The sequence below is a fragment of the Vibrio hepatarius genome (assembly GCF_011806575.1).
GTDB classification, from domain to species: Bacteria; Pseudomonadota; Gammaproteobacteria; order Enterobacterales; family Vibrionaceae; genus Vibrio; species Vibrio hepatarius_A.
In genome coordinates, this window is sequence record NZ_JAATOO010000008.1 from 1 (window position 1) to 18,154 (window position 18,154).

At 46.8% G+C, this 18,154-nt stretch carries 16 protein-coding genes; 7 read left to right on the forward strand and 9 right to left on the reverse strand.

From position 1 onward, the window contains the following. From malQ to HCZ42_RS07870, 3 genes are all read left to right on the forward strand, one after another. On the forward strand, nt 1-1,277 hold a 1,277-nt coding region (gene malQ, locus HCZ42_RS07860; RefSeq protein ID WP_167420166.1), incomplete at its 5' end, for a 4-alpha-glucanotransferase. Between the two features lie 164 nt (nt 1,278-1,441). Beyond that, complete coding sequence (gene glgB / locus HCZ42_RS07865; protein ID WP_439848991.1) at nt 1,442-3,619, forward strand: 1,4-alpha-glucan branching protein GlgB; 2,178 nt, start codon at nt 1,442-1,444, stop codon at nt 3,617-3,619. 234 nt (nt 3,620-3,853) lie between these two features. Further along, entirely contained in the window at nt 3,854-4,492 is a 639-nt protein-coding gene (locus tag HCZ42_RS07870) for a hypothetical protein (protein WP_167420168.1), read from the forward strand. Between the two features lie 74 nt (nt 4,493-4,566). On the opposite strand, the gene HCZ42_RS07875 is transcribed toward HCZ42_RS07870, so the two are convergent. Next, nucleotides 4,567-5,364: a Cof-type HAD-IIB family hydrolase gene (locus HCZ42_RS07875; RefSeq protein ID WP_167420169.1), complete on the reverse strand. Its 798-nt coding sequence runs from the start codon at nt 5,362-5,364 to the stop codon at nt 4,567-4,569. A 135-nt stretch (nt 5,365-5,499) separates the two neighbouring features. Further along, a complete protein-coding gene (locus HCZ42_RS07880) occupies nt 5,500-7,248 on the reverse strand; it encodes an SgrR family transcriptional regulator (protein WP_167420170.1) in 1,749 nt (582 codons plus the stop codon). A 493-nt stretch (nt 7,249-7,741) separates the two neighbouring features. Between HCZ42_RS07880 and HCZ42_RS07885 the strand changes: the two genes are divergently transcribed. Beyond that, on the forward strand, nt 7,742-7,918 hold the full coding sequence (locus HCZ42_RS07885; protein WP_167420171.1) for an aminoacyltransferase: 177 nt from the start codon (nt 7,742-7,744) through the stop codon (nt 7,916-7,918). A gap of 90 nt (nt 7,919-8,008) precedes the next feature. On the opposite strand, the gene nagB is transcribed toward HCZ42_RS07885, so the two are convergent. Continuing rightward, nucleotides 8,009-8,809 (reverse strand): glucosamine-6-phosphate deaminase, encoded by an 801-nt coding sequence (nagB, locus tag HCZ42_RS07890; protein WP_167420172.1) that lies wholly within the window; start codon nt 8,807-8,809, stop codon nt 8,009-8,011. A 365-nt stretch (nt 8,810-9,174) separates the two neighbouring features. Here nagB and HCZ42_RS07895 point away from each other — a divergent pair, with 365 nt between their 5' ends. Then, the gene (locus HCZ42_RS07895; RefSeq protein ID WP_167420173.1) at nt 9,175-10,401 is read left to right on the forward strand and encodes a tetratricopeptide repeat protein; all 1,227 of its coding nucleotides are present in this window, start codon (nt 9,175-9,177) and stop codon (nt 10,399-10,401) included. Nucleotides 10,402-10,474: 73 nt separating this feature from the next. On the opposite strand, the gene sstT is transcribed toward HCZ42_RS07895, so the two are convergent. The 5 genes from sstT to HCZ42_RS07920 all read right to left on the reverse strand — a co-directional run bounded on the left by sstT (nt 10,475) and on the right by HCZ42_RS07920 (nt 14,022). Further along, on the reverse strand, nt 10,475-11,695 hold the full coding sequence (gene sstT / locus HCZ42_RS07900) for a serine/threonine transporter SstT (RefSeq protein WP_167420174.1): 1,221 nt from the start codon (nt 11,693-11,695) through the stop codon (nt 10,475-10,477). A 222-nt stretch (nt 11,696-11,917) separates the two neighbouring features. Beyond that, complete coding sequence (locus tag HCZ42_RS07905) at nt 11,918-12,364, reverse strand: copper chaperone PCu(A)C (RefSeq protein WP_167420175.1); 447 nt, start codon at nt 12,362-12,364, stop codon at nt 11,918-11,920. Nucleotide 12,365: 1 nt separating this feature from the next. Further along, complete coding sequence (locus HCZ42_RS07910; RefSeq protein ID WP_167420176.1) at nt 12,366-12,962, reverse strand: SCO family protein; 597 nt, start codon at nt 12,960-12,962, stop codon at nt 12,366-12,368. After that, the gene (locus HCZ42_RS07915) at nt 12,959-13,387 is read right to left on the reverse strand and encodes a hypothetical protein (RefSeq protein ID WP_167420177.1); all 429 of its coding nucleotides are present in this window, start codon (nt 13,385-13,387) and stop codon (nt 12,959-12,961) included. The genes HCZ42_RS07910 and HCZ42_RS07915 overlap by 4 nt, the downstream gene beginning before the upstream one ends. A 101-nt stretch (nt 13,388-13,488) precedes the next feature. Next, entirely contained in the window at nt 13,489-14,022 is a 534-nt protein-coding gene (locus HCZ42_RS07920; protein WP_167420178.1) for a GNAT family N-acetyltransferase, read from the reverse strand. A gap of 226 nt (nt 14,023-14,248) precedes the next feature. Here HCZ42_RS07920 and HCZ42_RS07925 point away from each other — a divergent pair, with 226 nt between their 5' ends. Further along, nucleotides 14,249-15,526, forward strand: coding sequence for an HD-GYP domain-containing protein (locus tag HCZ42_RS07925; protein ID WP_167420179.1), 1,278 nt, complete (start codon nt 14,249-14,251; stop codon nt 15,524-15,526). A gap of 16 nt (nt 15,527-15,542) precedes the next feature. On the opposite strand, the gene HCZ42_RS07930 is transcribed toward HCZ42_RS07925, so the two are convergent. After that, complete coding sequence (locus tag HCZ42_RS07930) at nt 15,543-16,181, reverse strand: DUF2057 family protein (protein ID WP_167420180.1); 639 nt, start codon at nt 16,179-16,181, stop codon at nt 15,543-15,545. A 417-nt stretch (nt 16,182-16,598) separates the two neighbouring features. On the opposite strand from HCZ42_RS07930, the gene HCZ42_RS07935 reads away from it, so the two are divergent. Then, nucleotides 16,599-17,996, forward strand: a complete 1,398-nt coding sequence (locus HCZ42_RS07935) for a tryptophanase (protein WP_167420181.1) — start codon at nt 16,599-16,601, stop codon at nt 17,994-17,996. Nucleotides 17,997-18,154 lie beyond the last annotated feature (158 nt).

An 18,154-nucleotide genomic window follows, 5' to 3' on the forward strand; every position in this document is an offset into this window, starting at 1 on the left:
GTCATCTGGACAAGAACAGCGAACGCGCACAAGCATTTTTGGCGTTTGTTGAAGAGGGCGGCGACAGCCTGATGCATCAAGCCGCGTTTGATGCACTGCACGCCAAACTGCATATGCAAGACAGCAACGTGTGGGGTTGGCCAGCCTTCCCTGAAGCGTACCGCCGTTTTGAGAGTGGAGCGGTGAAGAAATTTATCGATCAGAACCAAGACCAAGTGCATCTTTACATGTACTTGCAATGGGTCGCGGATACTCAAATTAACGAAGCGCAAGCACTGGCCGAAGAAAAAGGCATGTCGGTCGGTTTATACCGTGATTTAGCGGTCGGTGTGGCGGACTCTGGCGCCGAAACGTGGGCAGATGAAGGCAACTTGATTCTGGATGCCAGCATCGGTGCGCCGCCAGATATTCTTGGTCCTTTGGGCCAGAACTGGGGTTTACCACCACTGAATCCACAAGTGCTGCGGGCTACCGGGTATGATGCATACGTGCAACTGCTGCGTGCTAACATGAAACACTGCGGCGCACTGCGTATTGACCACGTACTTGGCCTACTGCGTTTGTGGTGGATTCCAAAGGGTGAAGATGCCACTAACGGCGCGTACATCTACTACCCGGTTGAAGACATGCTGGCGATCTTGGCATTGGAATCGCACCGTCATCAATGTAGTGTCATTGGTGAAGATTTAGGTACGGTGCCGGATGAAATTGTTGAAATTCTCCGTGATGCGGGTGTCCACTCATATAAAGTGTTCTTCTTTGAAACTTCGGAAGAAGACGGTGGCTTTATTTCTCCAGCGCACTATGCTGAACAATCGATGTCTGCGTTGTGTACCCACGATATGCCGACGTTACGTGGCTTCTGGCATTGCGATGACCTGAAAATGGGTCAAGAGCTTGGTCTGTACCCAGATCCTGAGCAGCTAGAGGTGCTATTTGCCAACCGTCTTGAATGCAAGCAGGGTATTCTCGATTCGGTTGCGTGGCACGGCTATTTACCAGAAGGTGTCGGTCGCGATGCGCAATACGTGCCAATGGACTCTTACTTAGCCGAAGCGCTGCAACTGCATGTTGCAGCGGGTGCGTCGACTTTACTTAGCGTGCAGCTTGAGGATTGGTTAGAAATGGATAAGCCAGTCAACATTCCGGGCACGGTCGATGAGTATCCAAACTGGCGTCGTAAATTGTCGATGAACCTTGACGAAGTGTTTGCTCAAGAAGGGGTGAATCGAATAGCGAAAAAGTTGACCGAGGTCCGTGCTAAGGTAAGCAATTAGCAACGCAATCTCAATGTTGACACGGAAAGTTTCGAGTTAATCACTCTATGTGAAAATAGAATTCAGTAAACTTTTAACACGCTATTAAGCCCGCACCTATTTTAGCGGGCTTTTTTATAACAAGATTCAATTGAAAGTTAGGTTAGGAGAGAAGTATTTTGAAAATGAAAACTCTAAACAAACAATTAGAAGCATATGCCCAACTTTCACAAGCTGCGTTTGCTGACCCTTTTGCCTTTTTAGGCCCATTCATCGACCCCAAACAGGGTGTCGCACTGCGCGTATGGATGCCGGGTGCGAATAAAGTTTCTCTGCTTATCGACGGTGAAGACCGCATTGAACTGGAACGTGAAGAAGAGTCGGGTTTCGTCTTAAAACAAGAGCGAAACCTGCACTTTACCCATTATTCACTTGCAGTTGATTGGAACGGCACAGAGCAGATAGTGGATGACCCTTATCAGTATCACTCGATTTACGCCGAGTACGATGACCTGCACACGCCGAAAGATATGTACAAGCATATGGGCGCTCAGTTCATCACGATGGAGCGTGACGGCAAGCAAATCTCAGGCACGCGATTCTTGGTTTACGCACCGCACGCGAGCTCATGCAGCTTGGTGGGCGCGCTTAACCAGTGGGATGGTCGTCGCCATCCAATGCAGCGTCTAGATTACGGTATCTGGGGCCTGTTTGTACCGAACCTGCCAGAAGGCACGCAATACAAGTTTGAACTCAAAGGTCCAAACGGTGAAGGGCTACCACATAAAGCGGACCCATGGGGCGCGCACTCAGAGCAATACCCGTCGTTTGCCTCGTTGACCTACGACCATACCCGCTACCAATGGCAAGATGATAAGTGGCAAACCCGTCCGGTCACGGAAAAACGCAAACAAGCGCTGTCATTCTATGAATTGCACGTTGGTTCTTGGAAGCGTAATGAAAACGGTGACTTCCTGAGTTATCGTGAGCTTGCAGACCAGTTGGTCCCTTACCTTGTTGATATGGGTTACAGCCACGTTGAGCTGATGCCTGTGTCTGAACACCCATTCTACGGTTCATGGGGCTATCAACCCGTTGGCCTGTTTGCTCCGACTAGCCGCTACGGCTCTCCTGATGATTTCAAATACTTCGTCGACCAATGTCACCAAGCAGGTCTGGGTGTGGTGCTCGATTGGGTGCCAGCGCACTTCCCGTCGGACGATCACGGCTTAGCCAACTTTGACGGTACGCCGCTGTTCCACGACCCTGATCCGCGTCGCGGCTGGCATCAAGATTGGAACTCGTTCATTTATGATATGGGTCGTGAGCACGTGCGTCGCTTCTTAGTGTCAAACGCGCTGTATTGGTTTGAGCAGTTCCATATCGACGGTATCCGCGTCGATGCGGTGGCTTCAATGTTGTATTTAGATTATTCACGCAGCCACGACCAATGGATCCCGAACGTTAATGGTGGCAACGAAAACTACGACGCTATTGCGACGCTGAAGTGGATGAACGAAGAAGTTTACAAATACTTCCCGAACGCGATGACGATTGCCGAAGAATCAACGGCTTTCCCTGGTGTTTCGGCGCCAACGTTTATGGGCGGTCTTGGTTTTGGCTTTAAGTGGAATATGGGTTGGATGCACGATTCGCTGTCGTACATTCAGGAAGACCCGATTCACCGTAAATACCATCACAACACTATCACGTTCCCGTTGGTGTATGCGCATAGTGAGAACTACGTACTGTCGCTATCCCACGACGAAGTGGTGTACGGCAAAGGTTCGATTCACGACAAAATGCCGGGTGATGAATGGCAGAAAACTGCTAACCTACGTGCGTATTTAGGTTACATGTATGCGCAACCGGGTAAGAAGCTCAACTTTATGGGTGCTGAAATCGGCCAAACCGCAGAATGGAATCATGATGACCAACTGCAGTGGTTCTTACTGCAATTTGAACGCCACCAAGGTGTGCAAGCACTCACTCGCGATCTGAACAATCTGTACCGTGATGAGAAAGCGATGCACGACCAAGATTGCGACCCAGCGGGTTTCGAATGGCGACTGCAAGACTCGGCTGAAGCGTCGATATTGGCACATGAGCGTATCAGCGAAAGTGGTGAACGCATTCTGGTGATCAGCAACTTTACCCCTGTGCCGCACGATTCGTTCCGCTTAGGCGTGCCTAATGCGGGTACCTACGAATTGCTGTTGAATACTGATGATGCGAAATACCACGGCAGCGATTACGAAGTAAAAGCGAGCGTCAAAACCGAAGCAACACAAAGTGAAGGTCTACCGCAATCGCTGTTATTAAGCTTACCGCCGCTCTCTACGGTGTTCTACAAGCTGAAATAATCCATAATTGAAGACAACAAGCCCGGAGTTTCCGGGCTTTTTTGTTGCATATGAATCAATTGGTTATCTTAAAAATGGGATAATATTGTAATCTTGTCGTAACAATGAAATCGGTTCCAATCACCACCTAGGCTCGTCACTATCTTGGCTAAAGTTTGAGAAGGTCGAGCGAACTAAGAGAGCGGTCTCGTAGCGTCAGCGTGAGGCAACACGTTCACGAAAGGCGGTGGGATTATGAAGAAGTACTACTTATTGTTACTGTTTCCTAGCCAACTGATTGCCGCTGAACTGCAAGTTTCCCTCGAGCTTCTTGATGGTACCTACGTTGGCGAGCCTAAGTTCTATTACGAATTACCTTATAGCGACAGCCCAGGTTTCTACTACGAAGAAAATAGCGTGGAATTTGGCATTGGAGTGAAATATATCCATGACTTTGAGAACTGGGATTTGTTTGTCAAAGCGGCAATGGGCACTTCGGAGCTGAGAAACTCTCGCACGTCTGAGTTGGGTATTCGCTATCGCCCCAATCCGAATCACTGGGTCAGCTTAAAATACAAGGGCACTTACGCGAAAGAAGAATACGAAATTGACCAGCGCATCATCGATCCTGAACACCAAAATACGATCACTAATGGTGAGTGGGCAATGTGGGCGATCGCCAGATATCGACTCAATTTAAACCAGTTCTGGGGCTACCCTTTCTACGTCGGGTTAGAAGCTTCAAAGGAACTGAATTCTCCTGAGTTGATTGAAGATGAATTTTCGATGTTGGCGGGCTTTCATCACGACATGTTCTTTGCGGAGTTGAAAGCGGGTGAAGATTTGGTCGCGGCTTCATTGGGGCTGAGTTTCGAAGTGTTATGGGGTAATTAGTCATTTGGACTAGAGTCGCGCAGCCGATGAACGCGAGGGTAAGCCGATGGCGATCGACTTACCCAGAGGAGAGATTAGAGCAGTTGTTGCTTGATGACGGTGAATACACCCGCTTCTTTATTGCTCGGAGCAGTAAAGCGGGCGACTTGTTTCACTTTAGGGTGAGCGTTTTCCATCGCGTACGAGTGGCCGCTTGCTTTGAGCATTTCGAGATCATTTAAGTAATCACCAAAGCTCATGGTCTGTTCAAAGCTAAAACCGAGTGTACGTTGTAAGTGCTCAATCGCCGCGCCTTTCGACGCTTTTGCATTCATCAGATCTAGCCAGATTTTTGCGCTGACAACCACTTGATGTGTATGACCAAATGCTTGGTTGAAGGCTGGGTAGACTAGCTCTTCGGTACCGCCAAAATGACAGATAGCAACTTTGATGAAGTCATCTTCTACCTGCAGCAAATCTTCTACATATTGGCAGCGGTGGTAATATTTGGCGAACTCTTTCAGTGCATCTGGATCTTGAGTTTCGATGTAAGCAGACTTCTTGCCGCATAGCACAATTTGTGCGCCTTCAATCGCGCGTGCTTGCTCGATAATCGCCTTGATAGACGGTTTATCTATCTCGCAGCTATACAGTTCTTTACCCTGATGCATCACCAAAGTTCCGTTTTCCGCAATAAACATCATCTGCTCTTTTACTGGCGAGAATGTTTCAATCAGGCTGTAGTACTGACGACCCGATGCTGCCGCAAAAATGATTCCTTTTTGTGTCAGTTGTGGATAAATGTCGAAAAATTCAGGGTTAAGTTGGCCGTTTTCGTCAAGAAGCGTACCGTCCATATCGGCGGCAATAAATTTAATATCACTGTTTGGCATAGTCGCGAAGGTGCTCTGAATCGGAGAATATCTTGTATAAATCAAGCTGAATACGTTACAGGAACTACCCAGCGACTCAAGTGATTTCCATCAAGTCAGTCTGAGAAAGCGCAAATTCATCCTTTTGAACCAAACTTAATCGGTTGACCAAACGTTGCGAATATCCGGCCATCCCCAGTTGGTGAGTGCCACGTCTTTGAGAACGCCATGAAAGCGCAGCGTCTGTCGGTGGTGAAACAAAGGGATTAACCAATACTGATTGATCAGCGCCGAGGCAATCGGATCAAGCGCGTTGAGGTACTCTTCTAGTGGGTTCTCTGAGCGCAATTGATTGAGTGATTGCGCCAACCAGCGCTGTGACGATTCACCAATACAATGTTGCAAAATAGGGTTGTGATACAAGCTGTTAAACGCAGATGCGTGTCGGTTGTCGTCTAGATTGATGTTGGTAATTACTAGAGATTCTGACAGCTCACCATCCATCGCACGTTGGTTGAGGTCTCGGTAAGAGTAGACATGGACGGTCACTTCACAGCCGAGTGCTTGCAAAATATTCTTCACCGCGTAAGCGCAGTGTTTTAGCGCGCTGTAGTCATAAACAGCGATTGAAAGTTGCGTGTGTAAAGGCGCTTTGTCGGCGTTAGGGCGGAGGATTTTTTGCCAACCGGGTAGTAAATTCTGTGCCCGGACGCAACCAAACAAAGTATTGGCCTTTTTTAGCTGTTCAAACACATTGGTTGGCGAAAGAATGTCGGACAAATAGCGGCATTGAGCGTTGTCCCAATTCGTCTCTCCACGTTGGTTGAACAGCACAAATAGACAACCATCTTCGGTCTGAGACTCTTGGCTATCTTTGTCTGTATTGGTATTTGCGGCATGAGAAAGGTAGTAGTTGCAGCCTTGGTCGTAGGCTTCGGGTTGATTGGTCTCAATCTGCTTTTCTGTGCCATGAGAATCGTCAAATTGCCAGATGGTGACTTGGTCCGTCAGAGCGCGACAGGCGTAGTAACGGTCAAATGCTTTGAGGCACAGTTTAGCGTTTGAGTGCTCAGTGACCACAAAAGGCCCGCTGCCAACCACCAACGTTTGGCCCACTTGGTTGACCTGACTAGCGGGTTGAATGCCATATTTCACGCCCGATATTAGCCCTCCAAAGCCTTGGTCCGCGTCACTGAGTTGAAACACCACTTTATTGTTTTGCGGTGCTTGTACATCAACCAAATGTGCCAGCTCGCTTTGGTAATTGGGTAACGACTTGAGTTTGCCAAAAAGGCTCACAATGCAATTGCCGTCGATTGCGGTTCCATTATGAAAACAGAGTCCGGGCCTGAGGTAGAACGTCCAAATGCGAGCGTGTTGGTCGCACTCCCAATGGTGGGCAAGTTGCGGCTCCAACTGGCCTTGTGAATTGCTCCCAACAAGACAGCAATAGACTTGGCGCATTAAGTAGCGCTCACTCGAGCGTTGTAGAAGGTGAGGGACTAAACGCTCCAAGGGGCGTTTATAGGTTAGCTGAATATGTAGCCTGCCTTCACGCATGGATGCGCCCGAAGTGCTTTGCAGTAACTGACCAAACGCTACTTTGTCGTCATCCAAGATCGAGAGTGCTTTTTCATACTTTCCTTCGCGCACGCGTATCGCGGCCAACTGAGCTTTAAGCTCGTTTAATGGATACTTCAACACCAGTGACGAACGTTGGTTGCGGCCGACCTTAGGAATCCATTCTAACCAGTCCAGTTTTTGCATGTCGTTGAGCAAGTTACGTGCATGACGAGGACTGGTGAAAAGTGTCTCTGCCACATTCGGCAGAGAGGTTTTGATCTCTTCACCTGTTCCTAAATTTGAAAGACGGCCGTAATAGCGTAAGAGGGTTAAGTCAGACAAAGTATTCTCGATACTATGAAAATGATGGTTTAAGGGTGTTCCTTATTTTGCCGATTTTCAAGCCATTCCTGCTTGGTTTTGTTCAAAAACACTAAAAATAGGAAGTAAACAAATGGGTTTTCTCTGTATTGATAATCCTAGTTTAGTGCCAGAATAACAATTGTGGTTAACCACACTACCCAGCACTGATTGGGTTTATGCTCCAAACACCCCCGCGATCATTCCAATCAGTGCTTTTCAATTCCTTTCCACCCTTCAAATTGGTTACCGCGCAGTCGCTTGCTGCTACGACACCGAAAATTAGCACAAAAGCTGTTCGGTAAATTGTTTATTCGTTAGGGCGCACGAATAATAGTGTCTCGTTTTTTACACTGTAAATGAAAGCGTCCAAATGCTTGCCTACAAATCCGAGCGGAAGAAACTGTTACCAAAGCAAAACGGTTATCTATACTGATTAATGGGATGCCGTAGTGGCTCGGCTAGAGGAGGTAACATGGAACTGCGCAATGAAAGAGGTGAGATTACTCAATTGGCGGATAATCTTACCATCAAAGAGATTCAGGAAATGGGTTACACCATCGACCTATGCGATGAAGCGTTCGATCCGAACGAACACTGGCACGCGAATGGTGATAATTCGGCAAGAAGAGGCGAATTTCCTGAAGATTAAATCGCTTTTCTCAGCAATAAAAAATCCGAGGCGATGTAGGTGTTACCTGCATATCAACCTCGGATTTTTCGATTCTAGTGCTTAACTAAATTAGAAGCCTTCGATGTTTTTTGCTTCTAGCTCAGAGAAGTATTTCACTGTTTTTACTTTCAGCTCTTGAGTTGCTGGCTCGTCACATACGATCACTGCTTTCGGGTGAAGTTGCAGTGCCGATACCGTCCATAGATGATTTACACAACCTTCTACTGCTGCTTCGAGTGCGAGCGCTTTGTTGTGACCAGTAACTAGGATCATCACTTCTTCCGCGTCAAGTAGTGTACCTACACCGATAGTTAGTGCGTACTTAGGAACTTGGTTGATGTCGCCGTCGAAGAAACGAGAGTTCGCGATACGAGTATCTTCAGTCAGTGTTTTGATACGTGTACGAGAAGATAGCGAAGACGCTGGCTCGTTGAACGCGATGTGACCGTCATTACCTACGCCACCCATAAATAGGTTAATTTTGCCGTAAGATTTGATTTTGTCTTCGTAACGTTTGCACTCTGCGTCGTTATCTGGAGCGTTACCATCAAGCAGGTTGATGTTCTCTTCTTGGATATCAACGTGGTTGAAGAAGTTGTTGTACATGAAAGAGCGGTATGACTCTGGGTGATCCGCTGGGATGCCAATGTACTCATCCATGTTAAATGTCACAACATGCTTGAAGCTAACTTCGCCAGCTTTGTGCATTTCGATCAGTGCTTTGTAAGTAGCAAGCGGAGTACCACCAGTTGGTAGACCAAGAACGAATGGACGTTCTGCTGTTGGTTTAAAGTCATTGATACGCTTAACGATGTGGGCTGCTGCCCACTTACCTACTTGTGCTGCCTGCTTTAACGGGATAAGTCTCATTGTGTGCCCCTAATATTGGATTTAGTGATACTCTGATTCATTAATTCGCATTATAAAATAAGTCTAAAGCTTCTGCTATTGTTTTTGGTCAAAGTTTCACAAATTATTTGACGACACCTAATAAATAGGTAAGAAAACGTCATCGTACAAGTTTGTTTGTCTATAGTTTAATCATTAATTTTCTTCGTTAATTTTTTATGTTGCGAAGCAAAATCTTTGATTAAATGAGAAAAAACTCCTTTAACCATCACATCTGATGGTGTGGATTCGCGTCTTGATTCGAATCACAAGGTATGATGATAAAACTCAAACAATTGCGGCACCTGCCGATACAAGACACGTTAGGTAAAGAAAAAGAAAGCTGAATGAATATTATAGGTATCGCGATAGGTATCACCGGACTGCTGTTACTGGGTATGTTTTTATGGATGCTCGCGTTGTCCATGCGTCGAAAGCGCATGGAACAAGAACGAAAAGAACGCGAGTTAGCTTATCGCAAAGCGATGGAAAGAGACCGCAAGCAAGAGCGCGAAGACCGCATTTATAAAGCGGAGCATGATGATATCCCTTCTATTTTGTACTTGGCGAAAGAAGCGGAGCGTACTCGACCAAAAGAAGCCCTTCATTGGTACACTAAAGCGGCCAAGCTCGATAATGTTACTGGCATGTACGGTATTATCCGTCTCAGCAATCGCATGAATCAAGACATGGTGCTGCGCGAACAATCGCGATTCTGGCAAATTTGTATTTCCGCGATTGAAGGCAGTTTGGAGCACAAGTTTGAGATGGGTAATGCGCTGTTTTATGGGCGTGGTACTGAGCGAGATATTCCTAAAGCGATCGAAGTGCTCGAGTCGGCGGCGAACTTTAACCATGTCAACTCTCTGCTGTTTTTAGGTGACTGGTGGATATCGGACTCGAACCCTCAGCAAGAGCCGGCTTATGCCCTTGAGCTGTTCCGCCGTGCAGCCGCGTTAAAGAGTAATGAAGGACGGATGAAGCTAGGCCTGTGTTATATCAAAGGGATTGGCGTTACTGCTAATCATGAGTTGGGTTGCTACTGGTTAGAACGCGCTTGTGAACGAGGTTATCTAGAAGCGATGTACCGCGCTGGCGAGGCTTGGATGGACTATCGTCCGAATGGCAGTGCGATTGCTTACATTTGGTTGTTTCTGGCGACTCAGCTTGGCTACGCACCAGCCAAAACGTTGCGCGATAGAGTGGCACTTAATTTAGGCGTGGATACCGTGGTTGGTTTACAAGCTCTGTGTAAGCCGATCATCAAGAAGATTCGTGAAAACAAAGTGGGTAAACATTCGATCATTAAAGCGCTGAATAAGCTCTATAAGCGCACGGTTCCTTTGCAAGAGCAAGATGTGCCGAAAGAAGATGTCGTCCAAGAACCTGAGTTAGAGTTGGAACCTGATTTCAGCGAGTTTAGCAACCAGGTTGTGGGTTCAGATATGGCTCAAAGCCCAATGCAACAAGGTCATGAGCAAGAAAGTAACCAAGCAAGCGATGATGAGCTAGGAATCGAACTTGCGACCGATTCTGAAGACAAACCTGAGAAGTTAGATTTCCGCCAGTTTTAGTCTCAGTCCATCCAGTAGACAAAAGATAAAAAAACGGCCTCTGATACAGAGGCCGTTTTTCGTTATTCGCAGATTATTGCTGTTCTTGTTTGTGTTTTGCTTTACACACAGCAGCTGTGAATACGACGTCGGTCGAACTGTTCAATGCCGTTTCCGCTGAGTCTTGAACCACACCGATAATGAAGCCAACCGCCACAACTTGCATTGCGATATCGTTTGGAATACCAAACAGACCACACGCAAGTGGGATAAGCAATAGTGAACCGCCCGCAACACCAGATGCACCACAAGCCGATACCGCGGCGACAACGCTCAGTAGCACCGCCGTTAGCAGGTCAATTTCGATACCCATAGTGTGTACTGCAGCTAGGGTTAGCGTTGTAATCGTGATCGCCGCGCCAGCCATGTTGATGGTCGCACCTAGCGGAATGGATACAGAGTACGTATCTTCGTCCAGATTAAGCTTTTCACATAGCGCCATGTTCACAGGAATGTTCGCCGCACTTGAACGAGTAAAGAATGCCGTTACACCACTTTCGCGTAGACATTGCAGCACAAGTGGGTATGGGTTTTCACCAGTTTTAACGAAAACGATGATTGGGTTTACGATTAGCGCGATGATTGCCATAGAGCCTAGTAGAACGGCCAGTAGCTGTGCGTAACCAGCCAGTGCTTCAAAGCCTGTTGTTGCCAATGTTGCAGATACTAAACCGAAGATACCAAACGGCGCTAGACGAATAATAAAGCGAACGATCTGAGAAACGCCGTGGCTTAGGTCTTCAAATACCGCTTTGGTTGTGCCAGACGCGTGGTGAAGGGCTAAACCAAGACCGACAGCCCAAGCGAGAATACCGATGTAATTCGCGCTCATCAGTGCATTCACTGGGTTATCGACAATTTTGAACAACAGAGTGTTCAGAACTTCAGCGATACCTTGAGGTGGAGTTGCGCCTTCAGCACCCGCGACTAGCGTCAGTGTGGTCGGGAATAAAAAGCTAAGTACAACTGCGGTCAATGCGGCAGTGAATGTACCTAAAAGGTAAAGAACCACGATTGGGCGCATGTAAGTATGTTGGTTTTTCTTTTGGTTGGCGATAGAAGCCGCAACCAGAATAAAAACCAAAATAGGAGCGACGGCTTTTAGCGCGCCAACGAAAAGGCTTCCAAGTAATCCTGCACTCTTTGCGTATTCTGGGGCGATGGTTGCCAGACCTACACCAAGAACAATACCGGCTAGGATTTGCAATACGAGGTTACCTCGCGCAAATCGGGCAATAAATGAGTTGTGTTGCATAGTGAATCCCTGCAAATGATTAGTTTTATAAGTTGTTTTGACGACAGCGAGCAAGGCTGCGGGAAACATACTATCGTGTTGAAATAATGTGTCTATAATTAATTTAAATTTAGTAATAAAAATTAATTAGCAACGTATTGGCTACTTTTTGTATCGTAATTGTTCCATTTGACGCGATAAAAAAAGGAGCATTAAGCTCCTTATTTTGTCTTTGTTGATATTTTAGTGGTTATGTTTCATACCACTCATTACTTTCTTTATCGGAGCTTTAAAGCTCTGTGTGTCGCCGTTGGCAAACGCTACTTCCACGTCTATCTCGTTGCCTTCTACTAACGGCTCAGTCAATTGGAACAACATGATATGCAAGCTACCTGGTTTTAACACCGTGGTGCTTTGCGCCGGAAGTGTAATTTGTTCAATCTGACGCATCTTCATTACGTCACCTTCTTTAATTACGTCATGCAGTTCAACCTTGCCAGCTGCGCTGGTGGATGCTCCAACGATCACTCGCTCTGTGTCACTTTTGTTTTCAAACTCAACAAACACCGCACTGGTAGGCGCATTTGGTGGTGTTGCTCGTGCGTATGCGTGCTGCACAGAAACATCCGTTGCTGCTTGAGCAAAAGGGCTGAGTACCAAACCAGTAAGAAGAAGAGCTTTCAGCTTCATGTTATTGTCCTTCTGTTGTGATGGTATTAAACGCTTCAACCAAAGGTGCTGGCGTGAGCGTATGCGGCACTTTAGTGATTAAGGTGCCATCGGGCTTAAGGAAGTAAAAGTAAGAGCTATGGTCGAGAGTGTATTTTAGCTCTGAATTTTCAAGTGTGGTTTTGCGGAAGATAACGCCATAGCGATGAGCTAGCGGGGTAGTGATGTCCAGTGGCGCTGACAACCCTTCAATCATCGGATGGAAATACTGTGCGTATTTGTACGAGTCAGCCGCTGCGTCACGTTCAGGGTCCAGAGAGATAAACATAGGGCGAAAACGTGCTTTGGTCTCTTCGTCAATTTGGTTAAGCGCGCCAGCTAGCATGGCCAAAGACGTTGGGCAAACGTCGGGGCAACGAGTGAAGCCAAAGTAGACGACGCGGATTCGTAGGTCCTGCGGATCGAAGATCTCCACTGCTTGGTTGCCTTTACCAAATAATGTCACGCTATCAGATTGTGCTTGGTGACTCTCTACCGACGCCTGCGAATCAAGGTAGGTTTTGACACCGAAACCCAACGCGAATGCGACAACTAAAATTAATGACCAGTTCTTGCTCATCTTTCCATCCTTAGCGATGTTTTAATACTTTGTTGACCATCAGAAACCTCACCAACCCATGTCATCTCTTCGGTGGTACAAACAGGGAGAATAACGTCACCAGTGAACGCGCCGCTTGGATTTTTTGTCAATTTGAATACCGCTGTACCCATCTCCATTTCATACCCTTCCAGTTTAAGAAGTAGCTCAGAAGCATTGGTTTGTGGCCATTCAACGGAAATATGAGTGGGAATAAGTGGTTGGCTGACATCTCGATCGACGGTGATGCTGACGCCATCTTGAGTACATGGTTGAGACGACAACAAACAGTAGTCATCTAGCGATACAGTGTTGATCTGACTCTTGAGCTTTTCGTAAACGTCTCCGGCAAAGAAACCAGCACATAACGCTACGGCAAGCAGCAGTATTTTGACTAACGAGGGCACAGGGATCTCTCATGATTTTTAAACCCGCATCCTAGCATTATGTGCGGGCAAATACATGAACAGGCTTAGAATTCTGTGCTGATTGTCTTGAGGAAAAGAGGTTATTTACGACGATGGATGCCGTACACCGCATGATCTAGTATGCGGTCACCCACTTTTTCATGGTTGGTGATAATCCCTTCCAGTGACATACCGACACGCTCAGCGACCATTCTGCTAGGGAGGTTCTCGTTGGCTGCTGATAGCTGCACTTTCTCCATACCGTAGTCGTTGAAAGCAATATCAATTAGCTTTTTGACTACTCGGGTCATAATCCCTTTGCCTTGCTGAGATTGAGACAACCAGTAGCCGACTTCGACGCATTTGGTGTCATGGTTGATGGTGTTAAAACTGCAGTTGCCAACAATATTGTCTTGATAGATGATAGCGCAGGTCATCGACTTACCATCCGCGTACTCATGCAGCACACGTTGTATGAACAAGCGAAAGTCCTGTTCACTTTGGCAATATGGTGGCCACGCTAACCATTGGGATAAATATTCAACCTGAGTGGATATTAATTCAGAATAAGTCGAAGCGAACGACTCGTTTACTAAGCTGATCTTTAACTCATCATCTATCGTTATTGAGAACATATTTAGCCTATCAACTGAAGTGGTAAAGCTAACTTATCAGACAATGATTGGTTAGGCCACTATCAATAATCACACTAAATATAAGAACCATGTAGCACAATTAAAGTGTATTACGTTACCTTAATCACAATTTCAACAATAGCCATTTAACTAGTGTGGTCTTTTGCCTGTGAGTTTAGTTTACTCTCGGCCAGAAATAATTAGTCAATACGTTGGTGCGGAGTATATGGATTTGCCACAGGAAAACGTCAGTGTGGATTTACGACAGGTACTGTTTGAAATGGCAAGTGCATTAGATGCGGTCGGTGTGGACGATATTCACCACGGACATCGGGTCGCTTACATTGCGTATCAGTGCGCGCTGAGAATGGGTTGGGACCAAGAGCGAGCGCAAATGGCGTTTGCTCTAGGATTAATTCACGACTGTGGCGTCTCGCAAGCCGAAGAGCGTACGTCGTTACTGAGTTCGTTGAAACCAACCGATACCAGACGGCACTGCGTTAAAGGCTTCCATCTTCTCCGCTCTTGTAAACCGCTCGCGGAGTTGGCGTTACCCATTTTACATCACCATACATGGTGGCAAGATCTGGTTGACCACGATGGTGTATCTGAAGAGGATAAGCAGTTCGCCGCGCTGATCTTTTTGTCTGACCGAGTGGATTACCTCCACACCGAATATTCGCTCGATAGCTTCGGCAATATTACTGACGCGAGCCGCAATGAAATTGCTAAGTCTATATTGCAACTTTCGGGGACGATGTTTGAGCCCAATCAAGTACAGCATATGCTTGAACTGGTTGATAGTGATGACTTTTGGTTCTCAATGGATTCTCGATACATAGAAAGCCTCGCGCAGCGGTTTCATCCCGTACCGTTCTTTTCACAAGAACTCGATTTGGAAGAAACCATCGAAGTGGCCGAACTGTTTGCCCAACTGGTGGATGCAAAAAGTTCGTTTACGTTTCACCATTCCAAAAACGTCGCCAAATTGACCGAGTATCTCGGCTTGCTAATGGGCTTTTCTCCCCGTTTTCAACGCATGCTTTATTTAGCGGGCTTAGTACATGACATTGGTAAGCTCAATACGCCAGTGTCGATTTTGCACAAACCCTCAGAGCTGACTGACGAAGAATACGTCTGCATCCGCCGTCATGCGACCGATACGCGCCAAGCTTTGGTTAAGATGTTCCATTCACAGGCGGTGATTGATTGGGCGTCAAACCACCATGAAAGGTTAGATGGCTCGGGCTACCCATTGGGTAAAACGGCCAAGGAGCTGGATAAGCCAAGCCGGATCGTCGCTGTGGCAGATGTTTTTCAAGCCTTGACGCAATCTCGCCCATATCGACAAGGGATATCGCTAGAGCAAGCGATGCAGATTTTGCAGGAGTTGGTTGAAGGCGGTAAGTTGGACCAAGAGATATTCGAGTGTCTGCGTCAACATGCGCAAGTTTGCTACCAAATCTCCGTGAGTTGTAGTGATGTAAAAATGGCCGGTGCGTAAACACTGGCCATTGGTATTATTTTGATTCAAGCACAAACTGCTTAAAACGTTCTTTGGTCGCTTGGTCCGCTTTCTGGTACCAGAAATGCAGCATTTCTTCTGGTGTTGTATCGCCTTGTTTAGCTTGACCCGGCGCAGCGTTGCGCATTGCTTGGCTTGTTGGCTCGTACACAGAAGCAACACCACCGCGGCGGTTGTACTCAAGGACTTCTTGCTTGTAGTTACGGCCGACTTGCATGCCATCTTTTAGCAGCAGGTCTTGTTTAAGTTTTACTGTCGCGCCTTTGTCATCAAGTAAGCGCCATTGCTCTTTATCGAGTTTCTGCCTTGCTTGTTTCTCATTGCGGTATTCTGGCAGTTGGAACTCTAGCTCTGTTTCGCTTGCGTCGAACTTAGCCAGTACTGCTTGGCTTTCAACGATGATGCGGTCATTACCTTGGCTAAAGTATGGCTTGTAACGGAATAGGATTTGGTTTTCGCCATCCGGCAATACCAGTGATTTGTGTGCGTCGAACAAGCTGCCTTCTAGGTTTGGTGTTTCTCCATTGGCAACCAGAACTTCGATAGTATCTGGCACAGCGACGGTAACTTGGGCAAGTGCGTTTCCGCTTAAACATAACGTTGCTAAAGCAAGCGATGAGATCTTCATGTTCATTTTGGAATCTTCTCCGTTTTTATTGTGCGGTAACTTTGCACTTCTGTAGGAACTTTCGCAATCGCCTTGTTCGCACAATCGCAATATTTAACCTTGCTATGACGATTTCACTCGGCGATTGTCTAGCCAATAATCGCAGTTTTGCGTTACGTTTCACGGTAACCGAGAAAAAATACTCCTATATTACTCTCACGTCTAACACCAACGAAAAGGATAACGCTATGAATTGCATTTGGATGCACGACAGCCGCTCAGTGTTGTCGTCATGGTATAACTTAGACTACTGCCTCTCTCTGCAAAGCAAAGAATCTGCTGCCGTTTAATCTCCTAGGTGCTCCCGCACCGTTATAACTCGTTTATTCAATTATTTTATGCGCTTTTTGGCGCAGATAGACTCGTATTTATAGGAAATTAAACATGAAACGTATCCCAGAACCTTTCCGCATCAAAATGGTAGAACCAATCAAAATGACGACCTACCAAGATCGTGTCGAAGCGCTAGCAGAAGCAGGCCTAAACCCATTTTTATTAAGAAGTGATGATGTGTATATCGACCTGCTAACGGACTCTGGTACTGGCGCGATGAGTGATAACCAGTGGGCTGGTTTGATGATGGGCGATGAGTCGTACGCAGGCAGCCGAAACTACTACAACCTGTGTGCAGCGGTAGAGCACTTTTTTGGCTACAAGCTTACGGTTCCGGCTCACCAAGGGCGCGGCGCAGAACAAATTTTGTTCCCAGCTTTGATTGAACGTATGAAAGCTGTTCGTGGTGGTACCGAGCCTGTATTCATCTCCAACTATCACTTTGATACGACAGCTGGGCATATCGAGCTCAATGGTGGGAAAGCGATCAATGTTGTCGATAAGCACGCTTTTGACACTACCACAGCGTATGACTGGAAAGGCAACTTCGACCTGCAGAAACTGACCGCGACCATCGAACAATACGGTGCAAAAAATATCTGTGCGATTATCACCACTGTGACCTGTAATAGTTCGGGCGGCCAGCCTGTGTCGATGGAGAACATGCGTGCGGTGTATGAGATTGCATCGAAGAACGATATTCCAGTGGTGATCGACTCGGCTCGTTACTGTGAAAACGCTTACTTCATCAAGCAGCGCGAAGAGGGCTACCAAGATAAATCGATCTTAGAAATCATCCGTGAGATGTACCAGTACGGCGATATGTTGACCATGTCTGCGAAGAAAGACCCGATGGTCAACATCGGTGGTCTGTGCTGTATTCGTGACCACAAAGAACTGTTCCAAGCGGTGCAAACGCGTTGTGTACCAATGGAAGGCTTTGTGACCTATGGCGGTATGGCTGGACGTGATATGGAAGCCCTAGCGCGCGGCATGTATGAAGGTGCTGACGAAGATTACCTCCACTACCGCATTAGCCAGGTGGAATACCTCGGTGAGCGCTTACGCGAAGGCGGGATTCCAATCCAGTACCCAACTGGCGGTCACGCAGTGTTTGTTGATGCAGCGAAAATTCTGCCGCATATCCCACCACACGAGTTCCCAGCGCAAGTATTGTGTAATGCCCTTTACCTAGAAGCGGGTATTCGCGCGGTTGAAATCGGTTCGTTGCTGCTGGGCCGAGATCCGGAAACGGGTGAACAAAAAGCCTCTGAACTTGAGTTGATGCGTTTGACCATCCCACGTCGTGTCTACACTAACGACCATATGGACTATATCGCCGATGCGATCATTGCACTCAAAGAACGCGCCCACGAACTGAAAGGTTTGACGTTTGAGTATGAACCGCCAGTACTGCGCCACTTTACTGCTCGCTTTAAGTCTAAGTAGTAATTATATTTTTTCCTAAAACTGTGCTCTAAGTTTGCCTCACCTTTCTAGGTGGGGCTTTTTTTATTTCAACTTTGAATTGGCAAGTTATTACTATTTTTGAGTGAGAAATGCGCAAGTGAGAATGGCATAAAATTGATTATATTTTGACTCAATGT